Below are 25,254 nucleotides of genomic sequence, written 5' to 3'. Positions count from 1 at the left end.
CGCGGCGCGCGGCGCGGTCTCAGAGCAGCGCGGACCCCTGGGGGATCTCGGTGGGAACGCTGCGCAGCTTCGGCTCGGCCGGAGTGACCGTCCAGTCCGGATGGTTGGGCATGGCCGGCACCCTGGTGCCGTAGAGCCACTCGGTGAGGAAGCCCCCGAGGTCCTGGCCGGACACCCGCGAGGCGGTCGCGATGTAGTCGGCCGTGGAGGCCGTCCCGTACCGGTATGTCCGCAGGAACTCCCGCTCGATGCGGTCGAAGACCTCGGTGCCGACCTTCTCCCGCAGCGCGTACAGGGCCAGCACGCCGCCCAGGTAGCGCTGCCCGTCGAAGAGGTTCTTCGCGTTCGGCGCGGCCACCGGCCCCGAGTCGCGGCGCCACAGGTCGGCCTTGGCGTAGGTGTCCTGCATCCGGGCGTCCAGCGTGGTCATGCCCAGCGAGTCCGGCCAGCCGCGCTCGTAGCGGTACAGCAGGCCGTAGAAGTCGGCGTGGCCCTCGTTGAGCCACAGGTCGGCCCAGGTCCTGGGCGTGACGCTGTTGCCGAACCAGGAGTGGGTCAGCTCGTGGACCATGTGCGAGCCGACGGCCTGCTCCCGCTGGGCGAGGAAGCCGGGCTTGTACAGGGTGAGGGTCTGGGTCTCCAGGCCGGTGAAGTCGAAGGCCTTGGGGTCGTCGGTGTCGGCCGGCATGATCCCGTACGCCTCGAACGGGAAGGGGCCCAGATGGGCCTCCATCCAGGCGAGTTGATCGCCGGTCAGGGCGAGCGCGGGCTCCAGCGCCTCGGCGCGGGCCGTGGGCACCACGTCACGCAGCCGCAGCCCCGGACGGCTTCCCGGGCGCTCCTTCACCGTGTACGAGCCCACCGACACCTGGAGCAGCTCGGTGGCCATCGGGTCGCGCGAGACGTACGTGCGGGTGGTCCGGCCGTCGCGCTCCACCGTGCCGACCGGGGTGCCGTTCGCGACCCCGAACAGCTCGGAGGGGGCGGTGACCCGGACGGTGAACCGGGCCTTGTCCGAGGGGTGGTCGTTGCCGGGGAAGACGGTGTGCGCGGTGTCCGGCTGGCCGGCGACCGCGAAGCCGTCCTTGGTCACCACCCAGCCGGTGCGGGTGCCGGGAACGACCGTCTTCAGGTCGGCGGTGTACTCCACCTGCACCCGGAGCACCGCGCCGGGCCGGATCGCCCGCGCCGGGGTGACGGTCAACTTCTCGCCCTCCAGGGCGAATTCTGCCTTCCGGCCGTCGACCTTGACGGCGGAGACCGCGAGTCCCGCGGCGTCCAGCGAGATCCGCTCCAGCCGGGTGAGGCTGCGGGCGGTTATCGCGGCCGAGCCGGAGACCGTACGGGTGTCCGCGTGGTAGTCGAAGGCGAGGTCGTAGGCGAGGGCGTCGTACCCGGCGTTGCCCAGCCCGGGGTAGACCGGGTCGGCGGGACCGTCCGCGGAGAGGACCTGTCCGGGGCCCTGCGACCCCTGGGCGAGGGCCCGCTGGGGGGCGAGGGCCGTGCAGCAGACCGCTGCCGTGACCGCCGCGACGGCGGTGGCGAATCGTGGGCTCGTCATCTTCACCGGCCACACCCTAGCGGGAGTGCGGCCGTACACGAAGCACGGGCGACGATCACCGCCCCGGCCGCCGTTCGGCGGCCGGGGCGGTACACACACCTTGTCAGGTCAAGGGGTTGATGTTCCGTCAGATGGTGGCGGTGTCGATCACGAAGCGGTACCGGACGTCGCTGGCCACCACCCGGGCGTAGGCCTCGTTGATCCGGTCGGCGGAGATCACCTCGATCTCCGCGCCTATGCCGTGCTCGGCGCAGAAGTCCAGCATCTCCTGGGTCTCCGGGATGCCGCCGATCATCGAGCCGGCCAGCGAGCGCCGGCCGCCGACCAGGGCGAACGCGCCCACCGGGGAGGGGTTTTCGGGCAGGCCGACCTGGACCAGGGTGCCGTTCACCCGCAGCAGGTCCAGGTAGGCGTTGAGGTCGAGGTCGGCGGAGACGGTGTTGACGATCAGGTCGAAGGTGCCGGCCAGGTCGGTGAAGGTGGCCGGGTCGGCGGTGGCCCGGTAGTCGTCGGCGCCGAACCGCAGGCCGTCCTCGCGCTTGCCCAGCGACTGGCTGAGCACGGTGACCTCGGCCCCCATCGCGTGGGCGATCTTGACGCCCAGGTGGCCCAGGCCGCCGAAGCCGACCACCGCGACCTTCTTCCCGGGGCCGGCGCCCCAGTGGCGCAGCGGCGAGTAGAGGGTGACGCCGGCGCACAGCAGCGGCGCGGCGGCGTCCAGCGGGATGGCGTCGGGGATCCGCAGGGCGTAGCCCTCGTCCACCACCAGGTGGGTGGAGTAGCCGCCGTAGGTGGGCTCACCGTCGCGGCCCGTCCCGTTGTAGGTGGCGGTCATGCCGCCGCCGGTGCAGTACTGCTGGAGCCCGGCCCGGCAGTTCTCGCACTCCCGGCAGGAGTCGACGAAGCAGCCGACGCCGACCCGGTCGCCGACCGCGTACCGGGTCACGCCGGGGCCGACCTCGGCGACCACGCCGGCGATCTCGTGGCCGGGCACCATCGGGAAGATGCCCTCGCCCCAGTCACCGTCGACCTGGTGGATGTCGGAGTGGCAGATGCCGGCGAACTTGATGTCGATGAGGATGTCGTGCTCGCCCAGCGGGCGGCGCGGGACGGTGGTCTTCTCCAGCGGGGCCTTCGGGGCGGCGGCGGCGTAGGCGGCGACAGTGGTGTGCGTCATGCCGGTAACCCTGCCAGCCGGCGTCCGGGCCCAGCCAGATCATCCGTTGACGTATGTTCCCTGTGCGTACCACTGGCAGTGGCACCCTCATACTGCATCGTATGGACCAGCGCACCGAGTTGAGCGAGTTCCTGCGATCGCGCCGAGCCCGGCTGAAGCCGGAGGACGTCGGCCTCACCCCGTACGGCGGGCGGCGCCGGGTGCCGGGGCTGCGCCGGGAGGAGCTGGCGCAGCTCGCCGGGGTGAGCACCGCGTACTACATCCGGCTGGAGCAGGGGCACGGCGAGAACGTCTCCACCGCCGTCCTGGACGCCATCGCGGACGCCCTGCGGCTGAGCCCGGCCGAGCGGGAGCACCTGGGCCGCCTCACCAAGCCGGTGCACCGCCGCCCGCGCGCCGCCACCCGACCGCAGCGGGTGCGGCCCGCCCTGCAGCAGCTGATCGACACCATGGCGGACGTGCCCGCGTACGTGCTGGGGCGCCGGCTGGACGTGATCGGCTGGAACCGGCTGGCCTGCGCCCTGCTCGGCGACTTCCCGGCGATGCCGCCGGAGCAGCGCAACATGGCCTGGCAGGTGTTCCTCTCCCCCGCCTCGCGCGAGCTGTACGACGACTGGGAGGGCAAGGCGGGGGACGTGGTCGCGATCCTGCGGATGGACGCCGGGCGCTACCCCGACGACCCCAGGCTGGCCTCACTGATCGGCGAACTCTCGGTCAAGAGCGAGGACTTCCGGCGGCTGTGGGCCGCGCACGACATCCGGGACAAGGGCCACGGGGTCAAGGAGCTGCACCACCCGACGGTCGGCCGGCTGACCCTGCGGTACGAGACCCTGGTGCCGGCCGGCGACCAGGACCAGGTGCTGCTGACGTACCACGCCGAGCCGGGCTCGCCCTCCGCCGAGTCGCTGCGGCTGCTGGCCAGCTGGACCTCGCCCGCGGCGCCCGCGCCGGTGCCGGAGGAGCGGCTGCGGCCGGGCGGCCCGCGGCGGCCCATCGGGTGACATCCCGGGCGCGCTGACCGGGCGGGCGGGGGCGGCGGTCCCATAGTCGGGTCACCAGTCGCAGACCGACGATCAGACGGGACGATGATGCGCCTTCCCCGCCGAACGGTCCCGGGCGTGGCCGCCCTCCTGCTCACCGCCGCCGCCTGCGCCGGCCCGGCCGGAGCGCGGCTCTCGCCCGCCCCCGAGAACGGGCCCGCGAGCGGAGCTCCGACCGGTGCGGCGAGCGGGCAGGCGGGAGGGCAGGCCACCGCGGCCGGTGCGCAGCGGCGGCCGTTCACCCTGGTCGCCAGCGGGGACGTCCTGCCGCACGCCGTGATCATCCGGCAGGCCCAGGCGGACGCCGACGGCGAGGGGTACGACTTCCACCCCATGCTGGCCGGCGTCCGGCCGGTGATCAGCGCCGCCGACCTCGCCCTCTGCCACATGGAGACGGTCTACGGCCCGGACGGCGGCCCGTTCACCGGCTACCCCAGCTTCAAGTCCCCGCCGCAGGTCGCCCAGGCGCTGCGGGACACCGGCTACGACTCCTGCTCCACCGCCTCCAACCACACCCTGGACGACGGCGCCGAGGGCATCCGCCGCACCCTGGACGCCATGGACGCGGCCGGCCTCCGGCACGCCGGCTCCGCCCGGACCGCCGAGGAGGCCGCCCGGCCCGCGCTGCTCACCGCCGGGGGCGCCACCCTCGCCCACCTCGCCTACAGCTACGACACCAACGGCATCCCGCTGCCCGAGGGCCGGCCCTGGGCGGTGAACCTGATCGACCGGGACCGGATCCTCGCCGACGCCCGCGCCGCCCGGCGGTCCGGCGCCGACCTGGTGGTGGTGAGCATCCACTGGGGCACCGAATGGCAGGACGAGCCGGACGAGCAGCAGCTCACCCTGGCCCGCGGGCTGACCGCCGCCCGCACCGACGGCGGACCCGACATCGACCTGATCCTCGGCACCCACGCGCACATCCCGCAGGCGTACGAGAAGGTCAACGGCACCTGGGTGGTCTACGGCATGGGCGACCAGGTCGCCGGGGACATGGTCAACTACTCCGACGCCTTCGACCCGCGCGGCAACATGGGCACCATCGCCCGCTTCACCTTCGCCCCGCCCGCCGCCGGCGGCGGCCGCTGGACGGTCTCCCGGGCCGAGTTCGTCCCGCAGCTGATGGACCTGGGGCCGCCGCACCGCGTCCTGGTGCTCCCCGAGGCCGTCCGGCAGCACCCCGACCGGAGCGACTTCGCCGCCGCCCTCGACCACATCCGCAGCGTCGTCCTCAGCCGCTCCGCCGCCGACGCGGGCCTCACCATGGCTCCCTGAACGGCCTCCTGACCCGGCCGCAGGTCCGCCGCCCGGCCCCCGGTAGCGTCGTCCCGGTCGCGGGCGGGGTTCCGTCCCCGCTCCGCGCCGCAGCTCATCGCCGGTACGGCCACCGCCGCCGGCCCCGGACGCACCGCAGAGACCGAGGACCGTGAACCCCGCACTCCCCACCGAGGACGCCGACCGCACCGCCGCAGCCGACACCGCGGCCGACGCCTCCGCGGCCGCCGACCGGACCGGGCCGGCCACCGCAGCGGCACCCGCCGACCGGGAATCCCGGCTGGCCCGCCGGCTGACCGACGGCGCGGACCCCAAGAACGTGATCATCCTGCTCTGCCTCGCCCTCGGCTGCGGCCTGTACGGCTGGCGCGGCCTGGGGTGGGCGCTGATCGCGCTCACCTTCGCGGCGGTGCTCCCGATCCTCTACATCGTCAAGATCGCCGAGGGCGGCAGCTGGGCCGGCCGGCACGTGACGGACCGCCAGCGCCGGCTGAGCGTGCTGCCGGTGATCTCCGGCTCGGTCGCGGTCGGCGTCCTGCTGCAGTTCGCCACCGACGCGCCCGGCCCGATGGTGGCGCTCACCGCCGCCATGTGGTGCACCATCACGGCGGTCCTGCCGATCACCCGCTTCTGGCAGATCTCCGTGCACACCGCCGTGCTGTCCGGCGGCCTGGTGATGCTCGCCGTCACCTACGGCCCCTGGTGGCTTACCGGCTTCGCGGGCGTGGCCGTCCTCGGCTGGTCGCGCGTGGCCCTGCGGGAGCACACCCCCTGGCAGACCGCCGCCGGCGCCGCCCTCGGCGCCCTGGTCGGCGGCGGGGTCTTCGCCCTGCTGCGGTAGTGCCGGCCGGGGCGGGGGCCGGGACCGTGCCCGCGGGATCCCGGCCTGACAGGCGGGGCCGGCGAGCGGTGTAATGGTGCTGACCGGCTCCCCGCAGGCCGGGAGGCGCAATGGACTCGGCCGCCGCCCTCACCGCCGCCAGGCGCTCGTACGACCGCCAGGCATGGCGTGACGCCTGCGAGTCCTTCGCCGGGGCCGACCGGGCCACCCCGCTGGGGTGCGCGGACCTGGAGGCGTACGCCGAGTCCGCCGCGCTGCTCGGCCGTGGGACGGTGGCGGCCGAGGCGCTGCAGCGGGCGTACCTGGCGCGGGTGGAGTCCGAGGACGTGCCCGGGGCGCTGCGGTGTGCGTTCTGGCTGGCCGAGATGCTGACCATGCTGGGCGAGTTCGCGCACGCGGGCGGCTGGCTGACCCGGGCCGCCCGGCTCGCCGGGTCGGCGCCGCCCTGTGCCGAGGCCGGCTGGCTGCTGCTCCCCGACGCCGAGCAGCGGTTCCGCGACGAGGACTTCGCCGCCGCCTACGACCTGGGCACCCGGGCCCGGGAGCTGGCCGTCCGGTTCGGCGACCGCGACCTGGCGGCGCTGGCCGGACAGCTCCAGGGCCGGGCCCGGATCCGGCAGGAACGGGTCACCGAGGGGCTCGCCCTGCTGGACGAGGCCATGGTGGCGGTGACCGCCGGCGAGACCTCCGCCCGGATCACCGGCTGGGTGTACTGCATGGTGATCTCCGCCTGCCAGGAGCTCCAGGAGCTGCGCCGGGCCCGGGAGTGGACCCAGGCCCTGGACCGCTGGGCCGACGCCCACCCGCAGTTCGGCGGCGGCTACTCCGGGATCTGCCTGATCCACCGCTCCGAGCTGCTGCGGCTGGTCGGCGACTGGCCCCGGGCGGCCGTCCAGGCGCGCACCGCCTGCGAGCGGCTCACCCAGGGCTTCGGCGAGTTCCTGGCCGGCGGCGCCTACTACCAGCTGGGCGAGATCCACCGGCTGCGCGGCGACCGGCCGGCCGCGGCGGAGGCGTACCGGCGCTGTGCCGGGTACGGCCAGGACACCCAGCCGGGGCTGGCCCTGCTCCGGCTCGCCGAGCACCGGCCGGAGGCCGCCGCGGCCGGCATCCGGCGGGCCCTGGCCGAGACCTCCGACCGGCTCGCCCGGGCCGTGCTGCTCCCGGCCTCGGTGGAGATCGCGCTGGCCGTCGACGACCCGGAGACGGCCCGGGCCGGCGCCGAGGAGCTGGCCGCCACCGCCCGGGACCACCACCGCACCGCCCTGCTCGCGCACGCCGACCAGGCGGCCGCCGCCGTCCGCCTCGCCGCCGGCGACCCCGCCGGGGCCCTGACCGCCGCCCGCGCCGCCTGGCGGCACTGGCGGGAGCTGGACGTCCCGTACGAGGCGGCCAGGGCCCGGGTGCTGGTGGCACTGGCCTGCCGGGCGCTGGGCGACGAGGACACCGCGGCCGTGGAGCTGGACACCGCCCTCGCCGTCTTCGCCGCCCTCGGTGCCGAGCCCGACCGTCTCCGGGCCGCCGCCCTGCGGCTCCCGGCCGGTTCCGGGGCTGATCCCGCGGCTGATCCCGTGGCCGCTTCCGGGGCCAGCTCCGGGGCCGGTTCCGGGGCCGGCCCACCGCCCGACGCCGCCCGCCCGGGCGGGCTCACCGCACGGGAGGTGGAGGTGCTGCGCCTGGTCGCCGCCGGGCGGACCAACCAGGCCGTGGCCCGCGAGCTGTACCTGAGCGAGAAGACCGTCGCCCGGCACGTCGGCAACATCCTCGCCAAGCTGGGCGTCGGCTCGCGCACCGCGGCCACCGCGTACGCCTACGAACACGGGCTGGTGCACGCCGCCCCGGGCGCCGGGACTGCGCAGAACCACCCATGACCGGGCCGACGGGTTGCGACGTTCTGCCGACGCGGCCGGCGCGCGGCGCGACTAGCGTCGGAACCGGGCCGGAACCGGGGACCGGGGGACCTGAGGAGACACCGGCCGGGATCATCCGGGAGGCGGCGATGACGGAGCACACGGGACCGGCGACCGGCTCCGGGACGGCCGGGGGACCGGCGACCGGCTCCGGGACGGCCGGGGGACCGGCGACCGGCTCCGGGGCGGTCGGGTCCGCGGACGCCGCCGTGGCGCTCGGTACCCGGCTGGAGGCCGTCGGCGAGCACGCCCGCGCCGAGGAGGCGCTGCGCCACGCCGTCCGGATCTACGAGGCCGCGTACGGCCCGGACGACCGCCGGCTGGCCCTCCCGCTGAACGCGCTGGGCACCGCCTGCGCCGCGCGCGGCCGGCTGGCGGAGGCCGAACGACTGCTGACGCGGTCCCTCGCGCTGCTCGCGCGGGACCGCGCGGAGGAGGAGACATGACCACGGAACGAGTCGAGACGGTGATCATCGGCGCGGGCCAGGCCGGACTCGCCACCGGCTACCACCTCGCCAGGCGGGGCCACGAGTTCGTCCTGCTCGACGCCAGCCAGCGGATCGGCGACAACTGGCGCTCCCACTGGGACTCGCTGCGGCTCTACAGCCCGGCCCGGTACGACGGGCTGCCCGGGATGCGGTTCCCCGCCCCCGGCTGGTCCTTCCCCGGCAAGGACCAGGTGGCCGACTTCCTGGAGGCGTACGCCGAACGGTTCCGGCTCCCGGTGCGCGGCGGCACCCGGGTTTCGCGGCTCACCCGCGACGGCACCGGCTATCTGGTCCTCACCGACCACGGCGACCTGCACGCCGACAACGTGGTGGTGGCCACCGGCACCTTCGGACGCGGGCCGTACATCCCGCCGTTCGCCAAACAGGTGGACCCCCGGGTCCGGCAACTGCACTCCTGCGCGTACAAGAACGCGGACCAGCTGCTGGACGGGCCGGTCCTGGTGGTCGGCGCCTCGCACTCCGGCGCGGACGTCGCGTACGAGGTCGCCGAACGCCACGCCACCGTGCTGTGCGGTCGGGCCACCGGGCAGATCCCGGTCCGGCTGGAGGCCCGCACCACCCGCACGGTGTTCCCGGTGCTCTGGCAGCTGGCCAACCACGTGCTCTCCAACGCCACGCCGGTCGGACGGAAGATGAAGCCCGAGGTCCGGATGCACGGCGGACCGCTGCTGCGGGTCAGGGCGGCGGACCTGGAGGCACGCGGGGTGGAACGGGTGACCGAGCGGATGACCGGGGTGCGGGACGGGATGCCGCTGCTCGCGGACGGGCGCGTGGTCGAGGTCTCCAACGTCGTCTGGTGCACCGGGTTCCGGCAGGACTTCGGCTGGATCGACCTGCCGGTGATCGGCGCCGACGGCTGGCCGGTGGAGCACAACGGCGTGGCGCTGGACGCCCCCGGGCTGTACTTCGCGGGGCTGTCGTTCCAGCGGGCGTTCAGCTCCATGCTGATCGGCGGCGCCGGGCGCGACGCGGAGATCGTCGCCAAACACATCACCGCCCGCACCCACGCCGTCCCCCACCGCACCCCGGCCACCGTCTGACGACGCACACGGCCGGCCCCAGGGGGCTGGCCGATCGTGTCCCTGGTGTGGCTGGCCGGGTGCGCACGGGCACCCCGGGGTGCTAGTCCAGGCCCCGGGCGTGGCGGAGGCGGGTGGTGAGGTGCTCGGGGTCGACGATGGGTGCGGGGTAGTCCGGGGGTGGGGTGGGCAGGTGCCAGGGGCGGTGGACGGCGCGGCCGGGGATGCCGGCCAGCTCGGGTACCCAGCGCCGGACGTACGTCCCGTCCGGGTCGAACCGGTCGGCCTGGACCAGCGGGTTGAGCACGCGGTTCGGCCGGGTGTCCGTCCCGGTGCCCGCCACCCACTGCCAGTTGAGCTGGTTGTTGGCCACGTCCCCGTCCACCAGCAGGTCGAGGAAGTGCCGGGCGCCGGTCCGCCAGTCCTGGTAGAGCGTCTTGGTGAGGAAGCAGGCGGTCAGCAGCCGGGCCCGGTTGTGCATCCAGCCCTCGTGGGCGAGTTGCCGCATCCCGGCGTCCACGATCGGGAATCCGGTGCGGCCCTCCCGCCAGGCGGCGAACTCCTCCTCGTCCCGGCGCCAGCGGTCGCCCCGGGAACGGTAGTCGTCCCCGGCCGCGGCGGGCCGGGCGGCGAGCACCTGGTGGTGGAAGTCGCGCCAGGCCAGCTGCCGGACGAACGCCTCGGCGCCCTCGCCACCGCGGCGTTCGGCGAGGTGGGCGAGCTCGGTCGCCGAGAGGCAGCCGAAGTGCAGGTACGGGGAGAGCCGCGAGGTGCCGTCGCCGGGCAGGTCGTCGTGGAGTTCGGCGTAGCGGTCCACCGACCAGCGGCGCCAGAGCGCCCGGCCCGCCGTCTCGCCGCCGCCGGGCAGGCCGGGCGAGGACGGCCGGACCTCGGGGATCGGCAGGCTCTCCACGGCGTCGGGGGTGCGCAGCGACCGTGGCGCGGCCAGCGGGGTGCGCCGGTCGGTCCGCTGCCAGGCGCGGAAGTACGGGGTGAACACGGCGTAGTGGTCCTTGCCGACCGGAGTGAGGGTGCCGGGGGCGGCCACGGTGAGCGAGCGGTCGTGGACGGTGAGCCGGTCGCCGAGCCGGTCGCGCAGGTCCTCCTCGCGGCGCCGGGCGAAGGCGCTGACCCCGGCGGCCACGTGCACCGAACCGGCGGAGAGCCGGTCGGCCAGCCGGGCCGTCTCCTCCGCGGCCCGGCCGCGCCGCAGCACCAGCCGGCCGCCGGTCCGGCGCAGCGCCGCGTCCAGGTCGGTGAGGCAGTCGGCGAGGAAGGCGAGCCGGTTCGGGACGGCGAAGCCGGCCGCCTCGACGTCGGGGTCGAGGACGAAGAGCGGCAGTACCTCCTCGGCGGCGGCGTGGGAGGCGTGCAGCACGGGGTTGTCGTGCAGGCGGAGGTCCTGGGTGAACAGGGCGATGGCGACGGTCATGGGGTGCGGGGCTTTCGGGTCGGACGGGGTCGGTCTCAGGTGGACTAGCGGTTCTCGGTGCGCGGTCGGACGGGGTTCGAGGGGCGGCGAGGCGGGAGCGGGAGGAAGCCGAGGGCCCACAGCGCGGTACCCGCCCAGGCGGTCGGGCCGAGCGGGTCGGGCAGGTACTGGGCGGCCTGCACCGGGAGCGAGACGAACCAGAGGATCCCGGCCTGCAGCAGGTAGACCGTGCGCAGGGCGTAGCCGGTGCGGTGTCCGGCGGGGGCGCGGGCGAGCATCCGCGCGTACCGCGGGTCCTCGCCGGTGCCGCGGGACCGGAGGAGGATGTGCGCGGACAGCCGCAGGCCCCAGAGCACGACCAGGGTGGTGGCCAGGTACCGGCGGCCGTCGTCGCCGTACCCGGCGGAGAGGGCCAGGCCGGTGAGGGCGAGGGCGGCGAAGGCGAGGCCCCAGGCGACGTCGACGCCGCGGTGCCGTCCGGTGCGCAGGCCGACCGCGAAGGCGGCCAGCATGACGGCCAGGGCGACGGCGAGGGTGGCCGCCAGGTTGACCGCGAAGGCGCCGGGGTTCATGCGGCGGCCCCGGGCCGGGTCAGCAGGAGCTGCCGGACGTCCAGGTAGCCGGTGCGGAACCCGGCCTCGGAGTAGGCGAGGTAGAGCTCCCACATCCGGCGGAAGACGGTGTCGAAGCCGAGCGCGGTGACCTCGGCGGCCCGGCCGGTGAACCGTTCACGCCACAGCCGGAGGGTCTCGGCGTAGTGCGGGCCGTAGCCGTGGCTGTCGGTGAGGCGCAGCGCGGTGTGCTCGGCGGCGGTGTCGGCGAGGGCGCGCAGGGAGGGGATCAGGCCGCCGGGGAAGATGTACTTGAGGATCCAGGTGTGGGTGTCGGCGGTGGCGAGCATCCGGTCGTGCGGCATGGTGATGGCCTGGAGGGCGACCCGGCCGCCGGGAGCCAGCACCCGGTCCAGGGTGGTGAGGTAGGCGGGCCAGAAGGGCCGGCCGACCGCCTCGACCATCTCCACGCTGACCACGGCGTCGTACTGCCCCTCGGCGGAGCGGTAGTCGCACAGCCGGACCTCGGCGCGGTCGGACTGCCCGGCGGCGGCGATCCGGGTGCGGGCGAGGGCCTGCTGCTCGGCGGAGAGGGTGAGGCTGACGATCCGTGCGCCGCGGGCGGCGGCGCGCAGGGCGAGTTCGCCCCAGCCGGTGCCGATCTCCAGGAGCCGGCAGCCCGGTCGGACGTCCGCGAGGTCGAGCAGCCGGTCGATCTTGCGGTGCTGGGCGGCGGCCAGAGTGGTCCAGGCGGCCTGCGGGCGGCCGTCCGGGTCGGTGGGGAAGACGGCCGAGGAGTAGGTCATGGTCGGGTCGAGGAAGAGCGCGAAGAGGTCGTTGGACAGGTCGTAGTGGTGCCGGATGTTGGCGCGGGCCTGCTCGGGGGTGGCCAGCCGGTCGGCGGGCGGGCGGCGGACGTAGAGCGGGCGCAGCCGCCGGGCGGCGGACGGGACGAGGGTGTCCGGGGCGGTGGCGAGGGCGCTGAGCAGCGCGACCAGGTCGGGCGAGTCCCAGTCGCCGGCCTGGTACGACTCGCCGAAGCCGATCAGGCCGCCGGCGCCGACCCGGTGCAGGAAGTGGCCGGGGCGGTGCAGCCGGAGTTCCGGGGCGCCGGGCGGGGCGGGGAGCAGCGGCCGTCCGCCGGGGAGGACCACCCGCAGTCCGCGCTGCCGGGCGGCGCGGCGCAGCAGGGCCCGGGCCGCCGCGGCGCGCAGCGGGGCGTAGGGGACGCGGGCGACGTCGGGCCAGCGCAGCGGATCGATCCGGGGGTGCGGGGGCCCGGATCCCGCCGGGACGGGCCGGGTGGGCGCGGCGTGCAGGGTCACGGGGTCGGCACCTCCTGGTGGGCGGCGGGGTCCGGGGTCCGGGCGGGGTCGTCCGCGGGGGCCGCCGCCGGGGCGGTCCCGCGGGGCTGGACCGGGAGGCCCCGGAGCAGCAGCCGGATGCCCTGGAGGCGGATCCGCAGGCTGACCGCGCGGGTCGCGAACGGGTGACGGAGGACGGTCCCCACCAGCGTGCGGGCGTCTGCCCGGCTGCGCTCCCCGGAAACGGCGGCGGTGAAGGCTCGGCCGCCCGGGCGGTCGAGGTGGATGGTGAGGCGCAGCAGCGGCCCGGGTTCCGGCAGCGACATCCGGTACCGGCCGTCGACCGGGAAGAACGGCGAGACGTACAGCTCCTTGGGCGCCTCGGCGCGGCCCTGCCGGTCGGGGCGGAGGAGGTAGCGGTGGTGGGCGCCGTAGGTGTTGTGCACCTCGGCGACGGTGCAGACCGGGCGGCCGTCCGGGCCGTGGCACCAGTAGACGGTGAGCGGGTTGAACACGTACCCGAGCGAGCGGGCCTGGGTCAGCATCAGCACCCGGCCGCCGTCCAGGTGGACGCCCTGGGAGGCCAGGTAGTCGTCGAGGTTGCGGCGCAGGCTGCGGGCGGGGTCGCCGGGGTGGTCGGCGGCCCGGAAGCGGGCGAGCGGGCGGAGGACGGCGGGGATCGGCGGCAGGCGGTCGAGGTCGACCAGCCAGAGCGGGGTGCGGAGGCGGAAGGCGTGGCGCAGCGGGGTGGTGCGGACGTGGGTGATCCGGCAGTCGTACAGGGCGGCGCCCCAGGGGCCGGGCAGCGGGTCGGGCCGTGGGTCGACCGAGTCCGGCAGTGGGTCGGGCGCGGCGAGCTGCGGCGCGGGACGGTCGGCGGTCACGGCGCGAGCACCCCCAGGAGGCTGCGGGCGGCGTCGACCCCGGAGCGGCAGCCGTCCTCGTGGAACCCCCAGCCGTGGTACGCCCCGGCGAACGCCGTTCTGCCCGTGGAGAGTTCGGGCAGGAGGCGCTGGGCCGCGACGGTCTCACGGGTGTGGACCGGGTGCTCGTAGACGGTGCGGGCGACCACGTGCCGTTCGGGGACGGGGCGGTGGCGGTCCTCGTTGAGGGTGACCAGGTAGTCCTCGGGGACGTCGAGGCCGAGCAGGCGGTTGAGGTGGTAGCTGACCTGGACGCCCTCGGCGCGGCCGTGGCAGCCGGACATCAGGTAGTTCCAGGAGGCGCGGGCCCAGACGGCGCGGGGCAGCCGGGAGGCGTCGCGGTGCAGCACGGTGGGGTTGCGGGAGTACCGGAAGGCGCCGAGCACCCGGCGTTCGGCGCGGGTGGGGTCGGCCAGCAGGCGGAGGGCCTGGTCGGCGTGGGTGGCGACGACCACGGCGTCGGCCCGGGTGCGGCGGCCGTCCTCGGTGGCCACGGTGACCCCGTCGGGGTGGCGGCTGACCGCGCGGACGGGGGCCGCCCGGTGGACGGCGTCCAGGCGTTCGGCGATCCGCTCCACGTAGGTGCGGGAGCCGCCGACCACGGTGCGCCAGGTCGGCGAGCCGGTGACGCCGAGCATCCCGTGGTGGTGCAGGAAGGCGAACAGGTAGCGGGCGGGGTAGTCGCCGGCCAGGTCGGGGGCGCAGGACCAGACGGCGGAGACCACCGGCGTCATGAAGTGGCTGACGAAGTACGGGGAGAAGCCGCCGCGGCGGAGGAACTCGCGGAGCGTGGGGTCGCCGGCCTCCGGTTCGGCGAGCAGCCGCCGGGCGCGGCGGTGGAACAGCGGCACCTCGGCGAGCATCCGCAGGTAGCGGCCGCGCAGCAGCACGTCGGGCCGGGCGAGCAGGCCGGCCGGGCCGCGGGCGCCGGCGTACTCCAGGCCGCAGCCCTCGCACCGGACCGACATGCTCATCTCGCTGTCGCGGGTCCGGACGCCCAACTCCCGGAAGAGGCTCACCAGATGGGGGTAGGTCCGCTCGTTGTGCACCAGGAAGCCGGTGTCCAGCGGGAGTTCGCGGCCGTCCGGGCCGGCGGCCCGCTGGGTGTGGGCGTGCCCGCCGAGCCGTCCGTCCGCCTCGAACAGCTCCACCCGCACTCCGGCCCGGGCGAGCCGGTACGCGGCGGTGAGGCCCGCGACGCCGGCGCCGACCACCGCCACGTGGCGCGGCCGCGGGCCGCCGCGCGACCGCTCTCCGGTCGGGGAGACGGTACCGGGCAAGGTCATGGCGGGGCCCCTCCTTCGCCGGGCCCCGTCCCTCGGACGGGGCCGCATCCTGGCTTCCACCGCGCATTCGGAGCCCTCCGCCGATCGGATGGGTCGGGCCGCCGTGGGGCCCGGTCCGGGCGTGCGGCGCGGCGCGGCGGACCGGGCCCGCCCTCCGCGGGGAGGCTCGGAACGATCGCGGCCAGCACCCGGGACCTCAGCCCCGGCGGCGGCGCCACGGCCTCGGCGGCGGCCATCCGCGCCAGCACCGCCTCGAACCCCGCCACCTCCCGGGCGCAGTCCGGGCAGACGGCCAGGTGCCGCTGGAACGCGGCCCGCTCCGGCTCCGCGAGGGCGTGGACGGCGTAGGCGCCGGTGAGCACGTGCGGGCTGGGGGCGGACATGGGCGGCCTCCGGGACGGGGCGTGTCCCGCACCGGCGGGCGGGACCACCGGGAACGGGACGGTGGCGGGAACGGACTCGGCGACTCTTCGGAGCGGGTCCCCGGTCGGATGGCCCCGGCCGCCGGACCCCGGGCCGGCCCGGTGCCCATCCGTCCGGCCGGCCGCTCCGAAAACGGGGTGGCCGCCGCCCTCCGTACCGGCCGGGGCGGGCGACACGCCCCCGGGGGTGGTGGTGGCGCGGGCGGCGCCGGGGACGATCATCGGAGTCGGACCCGAACCGCCCGCCGACCGATCCGGAGAAGAGCGATGCCCGAGCCCACATCCGACCGGCTCACCTGCCTGGTGACCGGTGCGACCGGCTACATCGGCGGCCGGCTGGTACCCGAGCTGCTGGCCTCCGGGTACGGCGTGCGCTGCCTGGTCCGCGACCCCGGACGGCTGCGCGACCACCCCTGGCGGGCGGCGGTCGAGCCCGTCACCGGGGACGTCACCCGGCCCGAGACCCTGGAGCGGGCCTTCACGGGCGTGGACGTGGCCTACTACCTGATCCATTCGCTCGGCACCGGGCCGGACTTCGAGCGCCGCGACCGGGACGCCGCCCGGGCGTTCGGCGCGGCGGCCGCCCGAGCCGGCGTCCGGCGGATCGTCTACCTCGGCGGCCTCAACCCGCCCGGCGTCCCCGACGCCGAACTCTCCCCGCACCTGCGCTCCCGCGCCGAGGTCGGGCGGCTGCTGCGGGAGAGCGGCGTCCCGACCGTCGAGCTGCGCGCGGCGGTGATCCTCGGCTCCGGCTCGGCCTCCTTCGAGATGCTCCGCTACCTCTCCGAACGGCTGCCGGTGATGGTGACGCCCAGCTGGGTCGGCACCCGGATCCAGCCGATCGCCGTCCGGGACGTGCTGCGCTACCTGACCGGCGCCGCCCTGCTGCCGCCCGAGGTCAACCGGGCCTTCGACATCGGCGGACCGGAGGTGCTGACGTACCGTCAGATGATGCTCCGGTACGCCGCGGTGGCGGGTCTGCGCCGGCGGATCGTGATCCCGGTGCCGGTGCTGACGCCCCGGCTCTCCAGCCTCTGGGTCGGGCTGGTGACGCCGGTGCCGGGCGCGCTGGCCCGGCCGCTGGTGGAGTCGCTGCGGCACGAGGTGGTCTGCACCGAGCACGACATCGCCCGGTACGTGCCGGACCCGCCGGACGGCGTGATCGGGTTCGACCGGGCCGTCCGGCTCGCGCTCAAGCGGATCCGGGACGCGGAGGTCAGCACCCGCTGGTCCTCCGCCTCGCTGCCCGGCGCCCCCAGCGACCCGCTGCCCACCGACCCCGACTGGGCCGGCGGCAGCCTGTACGAGGACATCCGCGAACGCCGCGTCGCCGCACCGCCCGAGGCCCTCTGGCGGGTCGTCGAGGGCATCGGCGGCGACAACGGCTGGTACTCCTTCCCGCTCGGCTGGTCCCTGCGGGGCCTGGCCGACCGGATGGTCGGCGGGGTCGGGCTGCGCCGGGGCCGGCGCGACCCGGCCCGGCTCCGGGTGGGCGACTCGCTGGACTTCTGGCGGGTCGAGGAGATCGAGCCCGGGCGGCTGCTCCGGCTGCGCGCCGAGATGCGCCTGCCCGGCCTCGCCTGGCTCGAACTCTCCGTCTCCCCCGACGGGCCCCGAGGATCCCGCTACCGCCAGCGCGCCCTCTTCCACCCTCACGGCCTCGCCGGCCACGCCTACTGGTGGTCGGTCGCCCCCTTCCACGCGGCCGTCTTCGGCGGCATGGCCCGCAACATCACCGATCGTGCCCTGAAGGAATCCTGACGATTCGTCAGCCATGAGCCTCGCAGCCGGGGCGCGACTCCTACGACGCCCCCACCGGGCGCTGCTGCCAGCGGAAGGCCGGGCTGCCGTAGTAGTTCTGGCTCTGCGTCACCTGGTCCCCGGCGCCGACGTGGTCGGCCTTGGGCCAGTGTTTCACGCCGAGGTACAGGTGGCTGGCGGCGTTCATCAGCAGGCCGTCGAACTCGGGGCAGGTGGTCCACAGCTGCGCCTGCCGTCCGCGCGAGCAGTCCTCCTGGACCAGCGGGGCCTGGTCGGCCGTGCTGCCGCCGCTGCTCAGGCAGCGTCCGGTGCCGATGTTCCGGAACTGGAGGCCGGTGCCGACGGTGACGGGCTGCCAGGCCTGGGCGGCCCCGCCGTCGCAGGCGCGGACGGCGAGGGCGCCGCCGGGGTCGGCCTGGGCGCACAGGCCGGTCATCCGGTTGACCAGGGTCCGGGATCCGGGCGGCAGCGGGGCGGCCGTGGGGCTCGCGGTGCCGGAGACGGCCGGGACCAGGCTCGGTCCGGACGGCTCCGGGGTGGCCGCCTCCGGACCGGCGGACGCCGAGGCGGCGGCCGGGACGTCGGCGGGGGCCGGGGCGCCGCGGTCGGGGGTGCGGTCCGGGGAGGGCAGCAGCGCCACGACGGAGACCGTCGCGCCGGCGACCACCGCCGCCGTCCACACCGCCTTGGCCGTCCCGAGCCGCGCGGCCCCCAGTTTGGTCGCGATCAGCTTGGCGCCGGCGAGTTGGGCGCCGTGCCCGCTGACGGCCGGCCACAGCACGTGGGGGCTCCAGAGCAGGAGGCCCGCCGGAAGCAGCGCGCCGAGGCGGCCGTTGAGGTCGCGCAGGTCCCGGTCCGCCCGGGCGCAGTCGGCGCAGTCCTGGAGGTGGCGGGCGAGGTCGCGGTCGGCGCGCCGGTCCGGGCGGCGGATGGCGCCGGCCAACCGGCCGCCGAAGTGGCGGCACTCCTCGCTCGCCGCCTGGTCGAGGTGGGCGCGCAGGTACGCCTCGCGCAGCCCCTCGCGGGCGCGGGCGGCCAGCGAGCCGACGCCCCGGGCGGTCATGTCGAGCCGCCGGGCGGTCGCGGCGGCGGGCTCGCGCTCGACCACGGCGTGCCACAGCACGGCCTGCCACCGTTCGGGCAGGGAGCGGAACGCGCGCAGGACGAGCGAGCCCTCCTCCGCGGCGAGCACGGCACCTTCGACGTCCTGGCCGGCGGGAAGCGAGTCGGCCCAGCTCTCGAAGTCGTCCGAGAGCCGGGTCCGGGCGCCGTCGCGGGCCCACTCCACCGCGATGTGCCGGACGCAGGTCAGCAGGTACGGCCGCCAGGCGTGCTGCGGGCCGCCCCCGGAGGCGACCGCCTGGTACGTACGGGCGAACGCCTCGGCGGCGAGGTCGTGGGCGGTGGCGGCGTCCCGGCAGCAGGTACGGGCGTAGCCGAGGACGGCCTTGTGGTGCCGGGCGAACACCTCGCCCATCACCCCCTGCACGGCGGGCCCGGCCTTCCGGCCGGACTCCCTCAGCAGCGCGGAGAGTTCGGCGTCGCCGAGGCCGGCGAGATCCGACCGCGGGGCCGTCGTCAGTGTGCTCAACCTTGCTCCCGTTCCACCCGCGGACCGGTCCGGTCACGGGGCATGCCGGACACACCCGCGGTGGGTACCGCCGGGTTCGCAGCCGGAATGCGCGCCAGTGTGCCACGCCCCGACTCCCGCCCCGCAAGCGGCGATCGGCGGCCCGGTGCGCGAACGGCCCGCGGACGGCCCGGGTTCGCCCCCGACCGGTCCGCGACGCCCGGTCCCGCCGGGTCCCGCGCCGGGAGCCCCACGACGGGTTCCTCCGTACCCGATCAGCTTGCCCGTCGCCGCTCGGCCGGAAAAGAAGGTAAAGCCTTGGCAAAGGCGCGGGTCGCGCGGCCCCGAACGCCCTCTTTCTCTCCTGGGAACCGAGAGTCAGGAGCAACCGCCGTGACGATGAGTCTGATCCGCCCGCCCGGGCGTGAGCACACCGCCGCCCAGCGGCGCCGCGCGTCGGCCGCACCCGCCTCCTCCCCCACCGGACAGGCCGCGGCGCTCCCCCTCGCCGCGGCCGACCCGGTGGAGATCCCGCACGTGGGAGTGCACGGCGTCCCGGCTGCCGAGGCCTCCCACCGCGCCGACGGGCATCCCCTGGCCCGTCGGCGCCCCCGGCAGTCCGCGACTCCCCGTCTGCGCGGACTGCCGGGCCTCCCGCCCGAGACCGTCTCCCCCGCCGGGCCGCCCACCACCGCGGCGGCGGCCGGCGCACCCGAGCACCACCACGAGGAGCCCCTCATGGCCCTGCGCAACCCCGCCGACCGGCCCGTCGCCCTCCGGCCGCCGGCCCCGTCCGCGGCACCGGCCCCGTCCGCGGTACCGACTCCGGCGTCGGCCGCGCAGGCCCCGGGCACGGTGACCCGGCCGGGCGACCGCCGCCGCGCCCCGCTGCTCGCCGCCGCCACCGCCGCCGGCGTGCTGACGCTCTCGGGGACGGTGCTCACCACCCCGGCCGCGGCCGACAACGGGCCGCAGGGCACCGACCGGCACGCCGTCGTCCTGGTGAACTTCCGCAACGCGAAGCTGGCCGAGCCGGACCGGGACCGCGAGGCCGCGCGGGCCGACTTCTTCGGCAGCGGCCCCTCGCTGGCCACGTACTACGCGGCCGGCTCCGGCCGGCGGCTGAGCGTGGTGCCGGCGAAGGGCGACGGCGTGTTCGGGCCGTTCACCCTCGACATGGACGGCTCCGGCTGCGACACCGGCAGGATGGCCGAACTCGCCCGCCGGGCCATCCCCGACGTGACCTGGGACCACCTGTCGATCGTGATGCCCAGCACCAAGGCCTGCCCGTGGTGGGGCCTGGGGCTCCAGCCCGGCAACGTCACCTGGTTCCAGGAGGGGGCCGTCAAGGACGTCGCCGCCATCGTCCACGAGATGGGGCACAACCTCGGGTTCGCGCACCAGGAGCGGCAGGTCTGCACCCCCGGCAGCTTCACCTCCTGCGCCGCCGACGGCTACAGCCGGCGCACCCCGATGGGCGGCGGCGGCGAGAAGAAGGGCCTCTCCGCACCCGAGCTGCTCTCCCGGAAGTGGCTGACCCCCGAGCAGGTCGGCACGCCCGCCGCGACCACGGTCGTGCGCCTCACCCCGCTGCACGCCCCGGCCGGCGCCCCCGGGGTCCGCGCCGTCGACCTCCCGCTGGGCAGCGGCGGGGACCGGATCGTCGTCGAGTACCGCACCCCCGCGGCCGGCACGCCCGACCAGGACGTGGCCCAGGGCGTCACCGTGTACCGGGTGCCCAAGGGCCGGTACACGGACGCCGTCATGATCGGCAACACCAGGCTCGGCGACCGGGCGGCCGGCTCGCTGACCGCCGACGCCCCGCTCACCGACACCGCCACCGGCCTGTCGATCGGCGTCGTCGGCCAGGCGACCGGCGCCGGCGCCGACGTCCGGATCCAGCTCGGCGGCCCCGCCCCCGTCGCGAGCACCTCGCCCGCCCCGCCGACCCAGGACCCGTCCACCGCATCCGGGCTGCCGGTGCCCACCTCGAGCGCCGCCACGGACGACACCGCGGCCATCGGCACCACCGCCGCCCTGACCACCTCCGGGACCGCCGGAGCCGACGCCGCCCTCGCCCAGACCGGATCCACCGCCATCGTCCCCGCCCTGGTCGGCAGCGGCCTCGCCCTCTCGGGCGTCACGATGGCGGTGATGGTGCAGCGCCGCCGCGCCTCCTAGAACAACGGCGCCGCGGGCGCACCGGGGAGGGGCGGATCGGGTCGGTCATCCGCAGCAGGGCTTGCACTCCTTCACCTGGACGTTGTCGATGACCGGCCCGTACGCCCCGGCGACGGTGCTGGTGAAGCTCAGGGTGGTGGACGGGCCCTGCGCGACGAAGCTGAACTGATGCCCCACGTAGCCCATGGCGGCCTTCGTCCTGCCGGTGATGTCGAAGGAGAAGTCCTGGAAGTCCTGACCGTCGATCAGCGCCCGGCCGGTCCGCAGGGCCGGCCCGCCCTCCGGGTTGCCGGCCAGCGCGTAGGTGACCGAGTAGGTGGTGCCCGCGACGGTGGTGAAGCTCTGGGTGACGGTGCCGCTGGTGGACCCGTTCAGGTCCAGCGACTGGTCCCCCTCGGCGGCCTGCCAGAAGCCGGCTCCGATCAGGTCGACGCTGCCGGCGTCGACCGTCCACGGGCCGAGGGTCTGACCGGCGGTCAGCGAGGTGAAGGCGTTCGCCGGGGCCTTGGGCGTCTCGAAGCTGCCGTCGTCGAAATGGCTGAGGGCACGGTGCCCGCCGGCGGCCTGCGCCGGGGCGGCGAGAGCGGTGATGGCGGCGACGAGCAGGGCGGCGACGGGGGTGCGCGAGAACGGCATGGGTGACCCTCCAAAGGGCTGGTGAACGGGACGACCGCTGATCAGCCGTACACAGAGCGTCTGCCGTCCCGGTGATCACTGCCAAGGCCCGACGGGTGGCGCCCGGTGTCGCGTTCAGCCCGCGGGCGGGCTCCCTCGCGCCGGTTTCGACGGGCCCGGACCCGCCGCACCGGGCCGAGCGGACTGTCACGGGCCACCGGTGCGGGTCGGAGCGCCACGGGATGGGCGGTCACGTACGGTCACCTCCGGGGAGTGAGACGAACTGTGCACGCCCCCCGGTCACGCCACGCACCCCGCCGCCGACTCCGCCGCCGACGCCGGCCGGAGCCGCCGCCGGTCAGGCGCACGGGCGGCATCCCCGGGCGGAGGACCGCCCCGGGTTCAGGCCGGACCGCCCTCGCGGCGGGTCCGGCGGAGGTCCTCCAGCTCGTCGGTCATCCGGGTCAGGAACCGCACCACCGTGGACAGTTCCTCCGTGCTGAACTCCGACCGGACCCGGTCGGTGCGGGCCGCCACCGGGCCGAACCACTCCGCGGCGATCCGGGCGGCACCCGGCTCGTAGTGGACCTGGACCTGCCTGCGGTCGGCCGCGTCCCGGGTCCGCCGGACGTGCCCGGCCCGCTCCAGCCGGTCCAGGACGGCGGTGACCGCGCCGGAGGTGAGCGCCAGTTCCTCCCGGAGCCGGCCCGGGGTGATGCCCTCGCCGGCCTCCTCCCCACCGGGCGCGGCCCGCAGGACGGCCAGCAGGGCCTGCACGTCGGTGGCGTGCAGGCCCTGGGAGGCGGCGAAGTCGTGACCCAGCAGGTTCATCTCGGAGGCGAGGCCCTGCAGGAGCCGTCCGAAGGCCCGGTTGTCGGGCGGTCTCGGCGACGGCGGCGACTGCTCCTGCTCGGACAAGGCGACCTTCCTGGCGAGCGCTCGGCGGGGACTCGCCAGCCTAGCCGATCACGTCCCGGCGCCCCCGCGGTGCAGGGGGCCCACGGAGCCGCGGGGTACGGGCGTCAGGCCCGGGTCGAGACCTCGCGCATGCCGGCCACGGCCCGGCCGAGGTGCCGCTTGAGGAGCTTGCCGCCGGGGCGCTCGACCAGGCGGTGCAGGAGCCACGCGGCCAGCAGGACGGTGACGAGGGCGACGGCCAGGGCGGCGGCGGACCGCAGGCCGAGGGTGCGCAGCCAGTGGATCAGCGTGAAGCCGGCTTCCTGGTGGATCAGGTAGAGCGGGTAGGTCAGGGCACCGGCCACGGTGAGGCCCTTCCACCGCACCCGGTCCAGCAGACCCAGGGCGATGGCGATGACGGCGGCGAAGGCGAGGGTGATCGCCAGGGCCACCACGTTCCAGGACAGCGTGTGAGCGACCGATGCCTCGAAGGCGGACTTGAGGGAGTCGATCCGGCCCATCGCCGTCAGCCAGCTGAAGCCGACGACGCCCCACAGCAGCAGGTCGGGGCCGAAGCGGTGCATCAGGTAGATGGCGATGCCCGCGATGAAGAACGGGGCCTCGTTGGGCACCACGACGAGGGAGAGCAGCGGGATCTTCGCCATCGGGGCGAACAGGGCCGCGACCGACCAGATCCCGCAGAACGCGACGACCCGGCGGTAGGTCAGCCCCATCCGGACCACCACGGCGAAGAGCAGGTAGAAGACCAGCTCCACCCAGAGCGTCCAGTAGACCCCGTCCACGTACTTCACCCCGAACGAGGACTGGAACAGGGTGAGGTTGGCCAGCACCACCGCCCCGTCGAGGCCCTCACGGGCGAGCCTGCGGCCCAGGTCGGGAACCAGCAGCAGCACGGCCGAGGTCATCAGGACGGCGGCCCAGTACGCCGGGACGATCCGGACGACCCGGGACACGAGGAAGTCCCCGGGGCGCTTGCCCCAGCAGCTCATGCAGATGACGAAGCCGCTGATGACGAAGAAGAGCTGGACCCCGAGCCACCCGTAGGAGGTGAACCGGGAGAGCGTCGGCATGAACTCGGCGGGCCGGTGCCCGCTCCAGATCTCCGGCGCGTCGGCGAGGGCCGTCCAGTGGAAGGCCAGCACGCTGAGGGCGGCGATCAGGCGGAGTCCGTCGAGCGCGAACAGCCGAGGCGCGCCCGCGGCCCGGCCCCTCCGGCCGCGCGGTGCGGTCGACGCCGCCGGCCCGTCCGTGGCCGGTCGGGTCCCGTCCGGAAGGGGTTGTACCACCGCGAACGACATCGACCTGACACCTTTGGTTCTCCCAGAAACGATCGCGGCGACTATATCCTCTGCTCGAAAGTGCCATGAACTCTGCCCGATCGGCCCCGGCCACCCCCGGCCGCGGGCCGCCCCGTGCGCCTCAGCCCGTCCCGTTCCACTCCGCGCAGTGCGCCGAGACGGTGTCCGCGAAGGCCCGGGCCGGCGGGGAGAGGGTGTCCCAGCTGCGGACGGCCCAGCCGGCCGTGAGGGCAGGCAGTTCCGGAACGGGGATCAGCCGCAGATCGGGGTGGTCGGAGCCGCCCCAGCCGGGCAGGGCGGGCACGACGGCACGGCCGAGCCCCATCCCGGCCAGCAGGACCGCGGTGTCCCAGTCGGCCACCCCGGTGTCGAAGGCCGGCCGGACGCCCGCCTCGGCCAGCCAGCCGGTGAGCCGCAGGTGGGAGGCGGAGTTCCCGGGGAGGCCGATGAGCCGGGCGCCCTCCAGGTCGGCGGGCCGCACGGACTCCCGGTCGGCCAGCGGGTCGCCCGCGGCGACGGCGAGCACCCAGGGCAGCGCGACCACCGGCCGCTGCTCGATGCCGCGGACCGCCTCCGGTCCCAGGGTGATCCAGGCCAGGTCGACGCCGCCGGCGGCCAGCGTGTCGAAGCAGCGCCGGCGGGAGGTCTCGGTCTGGAACTCCAGGCTCACCTGCGGGAACCGCCGCCGGAACCGGACCACCGCCGCGGACATGAAGTGCCGGACGGTGGTCGCCCCGGTGGTGATCCGCACCGAACCGCCCTCGCCCCGGGCCAGCTCCTCCAGGCGGTGCAGCGCGTGGTCGATGGTGCCCAGACCGTCGGTGACCGCCGCGTGCAGCACCCGCCCGGCGTACGTGGGCGCCACCCCCCGGGGGTGCCGTTCCACCAGGCTGAGGCCCAGCTCCTTCTCCAGCCGCTTCACGTGCTGGCTGACGGCGGACTGGGTGCAGGCCAGCTCCCGGGCGGCGGCGCTGAGCGAGCCGGAGCGGCACACGGCGGCGAAGACACGGAGATCGTCGAGGGTCACGGCGACCCAAGGTATCCCTTGGAACTCACCCAGCAAACCCGAGGATTGACTGGGGTTCAGCCCGGGTTCGATCATCGATGCGGGCCCAAGGGCGGCAACCCGGCCGTGCCCTCGCCGCGAATCCGGACGCGGGCGAGGGCACGGCGGGTGCCGACCCGTCACGTGCCGAGAGGAACACGACCTTTGACCACTCCACCGGTCTCCACCGAATCCGCCGTCTCCCTGCTGCGCCGCCTCGGCGCGGCGGAACTCCACCACCCGGGCGGCACCCTGCTCGCCCACCTGGAGCGCGTCCACCGGCGGCTCGCCGCCTGGGGCGCCCGCCCGGCGCTGCAGCTCGCCGGGCTGTGCCACGCCTGCTACGGGACCGACGGCTTCCCCACCCAGCTGCTCCCCCTTGACCGCCGGGAGGACCTGGCCGCCGTCATCGGCCCCGAGGCCGAGAACCTCGTCCACCTGTACGCCGGTTGCGACCGCGCGGCCTCCTACCCCACCCTCGCCGAACCGGACGCGGCCTTCCGCGACCGCTTCACCGGCCGGACCTCCACCCCGTCGCCCGCCGTGCTGCGCGACCTCGCCGAGCTGACGGCCGCCAACGAACTGGACCTCACCCTGGTCGACCCCGGCTTCCGGG

The 25,254-nt window shown here is 75.7% G+C and carries 20 protein-coding genes and 2 pseudogenes; 9 read left to right on the top strand and 13 right to left on the bottom strand.

What is annotated here, in order from left to right; translation table 11 throughout:
* Window positions 1–19: 19 nt before the first annotated feature.
* Both ABWK59_RS29645 and ABWK59_RS29640 read right to left on the bottom strand, forming a co-directional pair.
* Window positions 20–1,561 carry a M1 family metallopeptidase gene (locus tag ABWK59_RS29645; RefSeq protein ID WP_354645151.1) on the bottom strand — a complete coding sequence of 514 codons (1,542 nt, stop codon included), beginning with the start codon at window positions 1,559–1,561 and terminating at the stop codon, window positions 20–22.
* 127 nt (window positions 1,562–1,688) lie between these two features.
* Window positions 1,689–2,738, bottom strand: coding sequence for an NAD(P)-dependent alcohol dehydrogenase (locus ABWK59_RS29640; protein WP_354643711.1), 1,050 nt, complete (start codon window positions 2,736–2,738; stop codon window positions 1,689–1,691).
* A gap of 101 nt (window positions 2,739–2,839) precedes the next feature.
* Here ABWK59_RS29640 and ABWK59_RS29635 point away from each other — a divergent pair, with 101 nt between their 5' ends.
* From ABWK59_RS29635 to ABWK59_RS29610, 6 genes are all read left to right on the top strand, one after another.
* Window positions 2,840–3,739, top strand: a complete 900-nt coding sequence (locus tag ABWK59_RS29635) for a helix-turn-helix domain-containing protein (RefSeq protein WP_354643710.1) — start codon at window positions 2,840–2,842, stop codon at window positions 3,737–3,739.
* Window positions 3,740–3,823: 84 nt separating this feature from the next.
* Window positions 3,824–5,053 (top strand): CapA family protein, encoded by a 1,230-nt coding sequence (locus ABWK59_RS29630; protein ID WP_354643709.1) that lies wholly within the window; start codon window positions 3,824–3,826, stop codon window positions 5,051–5,053.
* A 151-nt stretch (window positions 5,054–5,204) separates the two neighbouring features.
* Window positions 5,205–5,894: a hypothetical protein gene (locus ABWK59_RS29625; protein WP_354643708.1), complete on the top strand. Its 690-nt coding sequence runs from the start codon at window positions 5,205–5,207 to the stop codon at window positions 5,892–5,894.
* Between the two features lie 110 nt (window positions 5,895–6,004).
* A complete protein-coding gene (locus ABWK59_RS29620) occupies window positions 6,005–7,765 on the top strand; it encodes a response regulator transcription factor (RefSeq protein ID WP_354643707.1) in 1,761 nt (586 codons plus the stop codon).
* Between the two features lie 128 nt (window positions 7,766–7,893).
* Entirely contained in the window at window positions 7,894–8,250 is a 357-nt protein-coding gene (locus ABWK59_RS29615; RefSeq protein WP_354643706.1) for a tetratricopeptide repeat protein, read from the top strand.
* The gene (locus tag ABWK59_RS29610) at window positions 8,247–9,353 is read left to right on the top strand and encodes a flavin-containing monooxygenase (RefSeq protein WP_354643705.1); all 1,107 of its coding nucleotides are present in this window, start codon (window positions 8,247–8,249) and stop codon (window positions 9,351–9,353) included. The genes ABWK59_RS29615 and ABWK59_RS29610 overlap by 4 nt, the downstream gene beginning before the upstream one ends.
* Window positions 9,354–9,435: 82 nt before the next feature.
* Here the strand turns inward: ABWK59_RS29610 and ABWK59_RS29605 are convergent, their stop codons facing one another.
* From ABWK59_RS29605 to ABWK59_RS29580, 6 genes and pseudogenes are all read right to left on the bottom strand, one after another.
* The gene (locus ABWK59_RS29605; protein ID WP_354643704.1) at window positions 9,436–10,764 is read right to left on the bottom strand and encodes a cryptochrome/photolyase family protein; all 1,329 of its coding nucleotides are present in this window, start codon (window positions 10,762–10,764) and stop codon (window positions 9,436–9,438) included.
* A 107-nt stretch (window positions 10,765–10,871) separates the two neighbouring features.
* A pseudogene (locus tag ABWK59_RS29600) lies at window positions 10,872–11,336 on the bottom strand (DUF1295 domain-containing protein); the annotation flags it as partial.
* Window positions 11,333–12,640: a class I SAM-dependent methyltransferase gene (locus ABWK59_RS29595; RefSeq protein ID WP_420492870.1), complete on the bottom strand. Its 1,308-nt coding sequence runs from the start codon at window positions 12,638–12,640 to the stop codon at window positions 11,333–11,335. The gene ABWK59_RS29595 and the pseudogene ABWK59_RS29600, both read right to left, overlap by 4 nt.
* On the bottom strand, window positions 12,637–13,425 hold the full coding sequence (locus ABWK59_RS29590) for a DUF1365 domain-containing protein (RefSeq protein WP_354645148.1): 789 nt from the start codon (window positions 13,423–13,425) through the stop codon (window positions 12,637–12,639). Before ABWK59_RS29590 ends, ABWK59_RS29595 begins: the two co-directional genes overlap by 4 nt.
* A 74-nt stretch (window positions 13,426–13,499) precedes the next feature.
* Window positions 13,500–14,828: an NAD(P)/FAD-dependent oxidoreductase gene (locus ABWK59_RS29585; RefSeq protein ID WP_354643703.1), complete on the bottom strand. Its 1,329-nt coding sequence runs from the start codon at window positions 14,826–14,828 to the stop codon at window positions 13,500–13,502.
* On the bottom strand, window positions 14,825–15,211 hold the full coding sequence (locus ABWK59_RS29580) for a zf-HC2 domain-containing protein (protein ID WP_354643702.1): 387 nt from the start codon (window positions 15,209–15,211) through the stop codon (window positions 14,825–14,827). Before ABWK59_RS29580 ends, ABWK59_RS29585 begins: the two co-directional genes overlap by 4 nt.
* A 306-nt stretch (window positions 15,212–15,517) precedes the next feature.
* On the opposite strand from ABWK59_RS29580, the gene ABWK59_RS29575 reads away from it, so the two are divergent.
* Entirely contained in the window at window positions 15,518–17,011 is a 1,494-nt protein-coding gene (locus ABWK59_RS29575) for an SDR family oxidoreductase (protein WP_354643701.1), read from the top strand.
* 40 nt (window positions 17,012–17,051) lie between these two features.
* On the opposite strand, the gene ABWK59_RS29570 is transcribed toward ABWK59_RS29575, so the two are convergent.
* Window positions 17,052–18,602, bottom strand: a complete 1,551-nt coding sequence (locus tag ABWK59_RS29570) for a sigma-70 family RNA polymerase sigma factor (protein ID WP_354643700.1) — start codon at window positions 18,600–18,602, stop codon at window positions 17,052–17,054.
* Between the two features lie 378 nt (window positions 18,603–18,980).
* Here ABWK59_RS29570 and ABWK59_RS29565 point away from each other — a divergent pair, with 378 nt between their 5' ends.
* Window positions 18,981–20,762: a hypothetical protein gene (locus ABWK59_RS29565; protein WP_354645147.1), complete on the top strand. Its 1,782-nt coding sequence runs from the start codon at window positions 18,981–18,983 to the stop codon at window positions 20,760–20,762.
* 45 nt (window positions 20,763–20,807) lie between these two features.
* On the opposite strand, the gene ABWK59_RS29560 is transcribed toward ABWK59_RS29565, so the two are convergent.
* The 4 genes from ABWK59_RS29560 to ABWK59_RS29545 all read right to left on the bottom strand — a co-directional run bounded on the left by ABWK59_RS29560 (window position 20,808) and on the right by ABWK59_RS29545 (window position 24,620).
* The gene (locus ABWK59_RS29560; RefSeq protein ID WP_354643699.1) at window positions 20,808–21,398 is read right to left on the bottom strand and encodes a choice-of-anchor C family protein; all 591 of its coding nucleotides are present in this window, start codon (window positions 21,396–21,398) and stop codon (window positions 20,808–20,810) included.
* 381 nt (window positions 21,399–21,779) lie between these two features.
* On the bottom strand, window positions 21,780–22,295 hold the full coding sequence (locus ABWK59_RS29555; RefSeq protein ID WP_354643698.1) for a MarR family winged helix-turn-helix transcriptional regulator: 516 nt from the start codon (window positions 22,293–22,295) through the stop codon (window positions 21,780–21,782).
* 104 nt (window positions 22,296–22,399) lie between these two features.
* On the bottom strand, window positions 22,400–23,593 hold the full coding sequence (locus ABWK59_RS29550) for an acyltransferase family protein (RefSeq protein WP_354643697.1): 1,194 nt from the start codon (window positions 23,591–23,593) through the stop codon (window positions 22,400–22,402).
* 121 nt (window positions 23,594–23,714) lie between these two features.
* Window positions 23,715–24,620 carry a LysR family transcriptional regulator gene (locus ABWK59_RS29545; RefSeq protein ID WP_354643696.1) on the bottom strand — a complete coding sequence of 302 codons (906 nt, stop codon included), beginning with the start codon at window positions 24,618–24,620 and terminating at the stop codon, window positions 23,715–23,717.
* Here ABWK59_RS29545 and ABWK59_RS29540 point away from each other — a divergent pair.
* A pseudogene (locus ABWK59_RS29540) lies at window positions 24,516–25,085 on the top strand (DUF6817 domain-containing protein); the annotation flags it as partial. The gene ABWK59_RS29545 and the pseudogene ABWK59_RS29540 sit on opposite strands and share 105 nt — an antisense overlap.
* Window positions 25,086–25,254 lie beyond the last annotated feature (169 nt).

It is taken from the genome of Kitasatospora sp. HUAS MG31 (assembly GCF_040571325.1).
GTDB lineage: Bacteria > Actinomycetota > Actinomycetes > Streptomycetales > Streptomycetaceae > Kitasatospora > Kitasatospora camelliae.
Note: the sequence above shows the minus strand (reverse complement) of the source record. Positions and strands in the feature narration are given on the sequence as shown.

Bases quoted from the DNA above. Each gene is read 5' to 3' on its own strand.
- ABWK59_RS29585 (WP_354643703.1), bottom strand. From the start codon at position 14,828: ATGACCTTGCCCGGTACCGTCTCCCCGACCGGAGAGCGGTCGCGCGGC.
- ABWK59_RS29635 (WP_354643710.1), top strand. From the start codon at position 2,840: ATGGACCAGCGCACCGAGTTGAGCGAGTTCCTGCGATCGCGCCGAGCC.
- ABWK59_RS29610 (WP_354643705.1), top strand. From the start codon at position 8,247: ATGACCACGGAACGAGTCGAGACGGTGATCATCGGCGCGGGCCAGGCC.
- ABWK59_RS29640 (WP_354643711.1), bottom strand. From the start codon at position 2,738: ATGACGCACACCACTGTCGCCGCCTACGCCGCCGCCGCCCCGAAGGCC.
- ABWK59_RS29560 (WP_354643699.1), bottom strand. From the start codon at position 21,398: ATGCCGTTCTCGCGCACCCCCGTCGCCGCCCTGCTCGTCGCCGCCATC.
- ABWK59_RS29605 (WP_354643704.1), bottom strand. From the start codon at position 10,764: ATGACCGTCGCCATCGCCCTGTTCACCCAGGACCTCCGCCTGCACGAC.
- ABWK59_RS29550 (WP_354643697.1), bottom strand. From the start codon at position 23,593: ATGTCGTTCGCGGTGGTACAACCCCTTCCGGACGGGACCCGACCGGCC.
- ABWK59_RS29580 (WP_354643702.1), bottom strand. From the start codon at position 15,211: ATGTCCGCCCCCAGCCCGCACGTGCTCACCGGCGCCTACGCCGTCCAC.
- ABWK59_RS29620 (WP_354643707.1), top strand. From the start codon at position 6,005: ATGGACTCGGCCGCCGCCCTCACCGCCGCCAGGCGCTCGTACGACCGC.
- ABWK59_RS29565 (WP_354645147.1), top strand. From the start codon at position 18,981: ATGAGTCTGATCCGCCCGCCCGGGCGTGAGCACACCGCCGCCCAGCGG.
- ABWK59_RS29575 (WP_354643701.1), top strand. From the start codon at position 15,518: ATGCCCGAGCCCACATCCGACCGGCTCACCTGCCTGGTGACCGGTGCG.
- ABWK59_RS29630 (WP_354643709.1), top strand. From the start codon at position 3,824: ATGATGCGCCTTCCCCGCCGAACGGTCCCGGGCGTGGCCGCCCTCCTG.
- ABWK59_RS29615 (WP_354643706.1), top strand. From the start codon at position 7,894: ATGACGGAGCACACGGGACCGGCGACCGGCTCCGGGACGGCCGGGGGA.
- ABWK59_RS29645 (WP_354645151.1), bottom strand. From the start codon at position 1,561: ATGACGAGCCCACGATTCGCCACCGCCGTCGCGGCGGTCACGGCAGCG.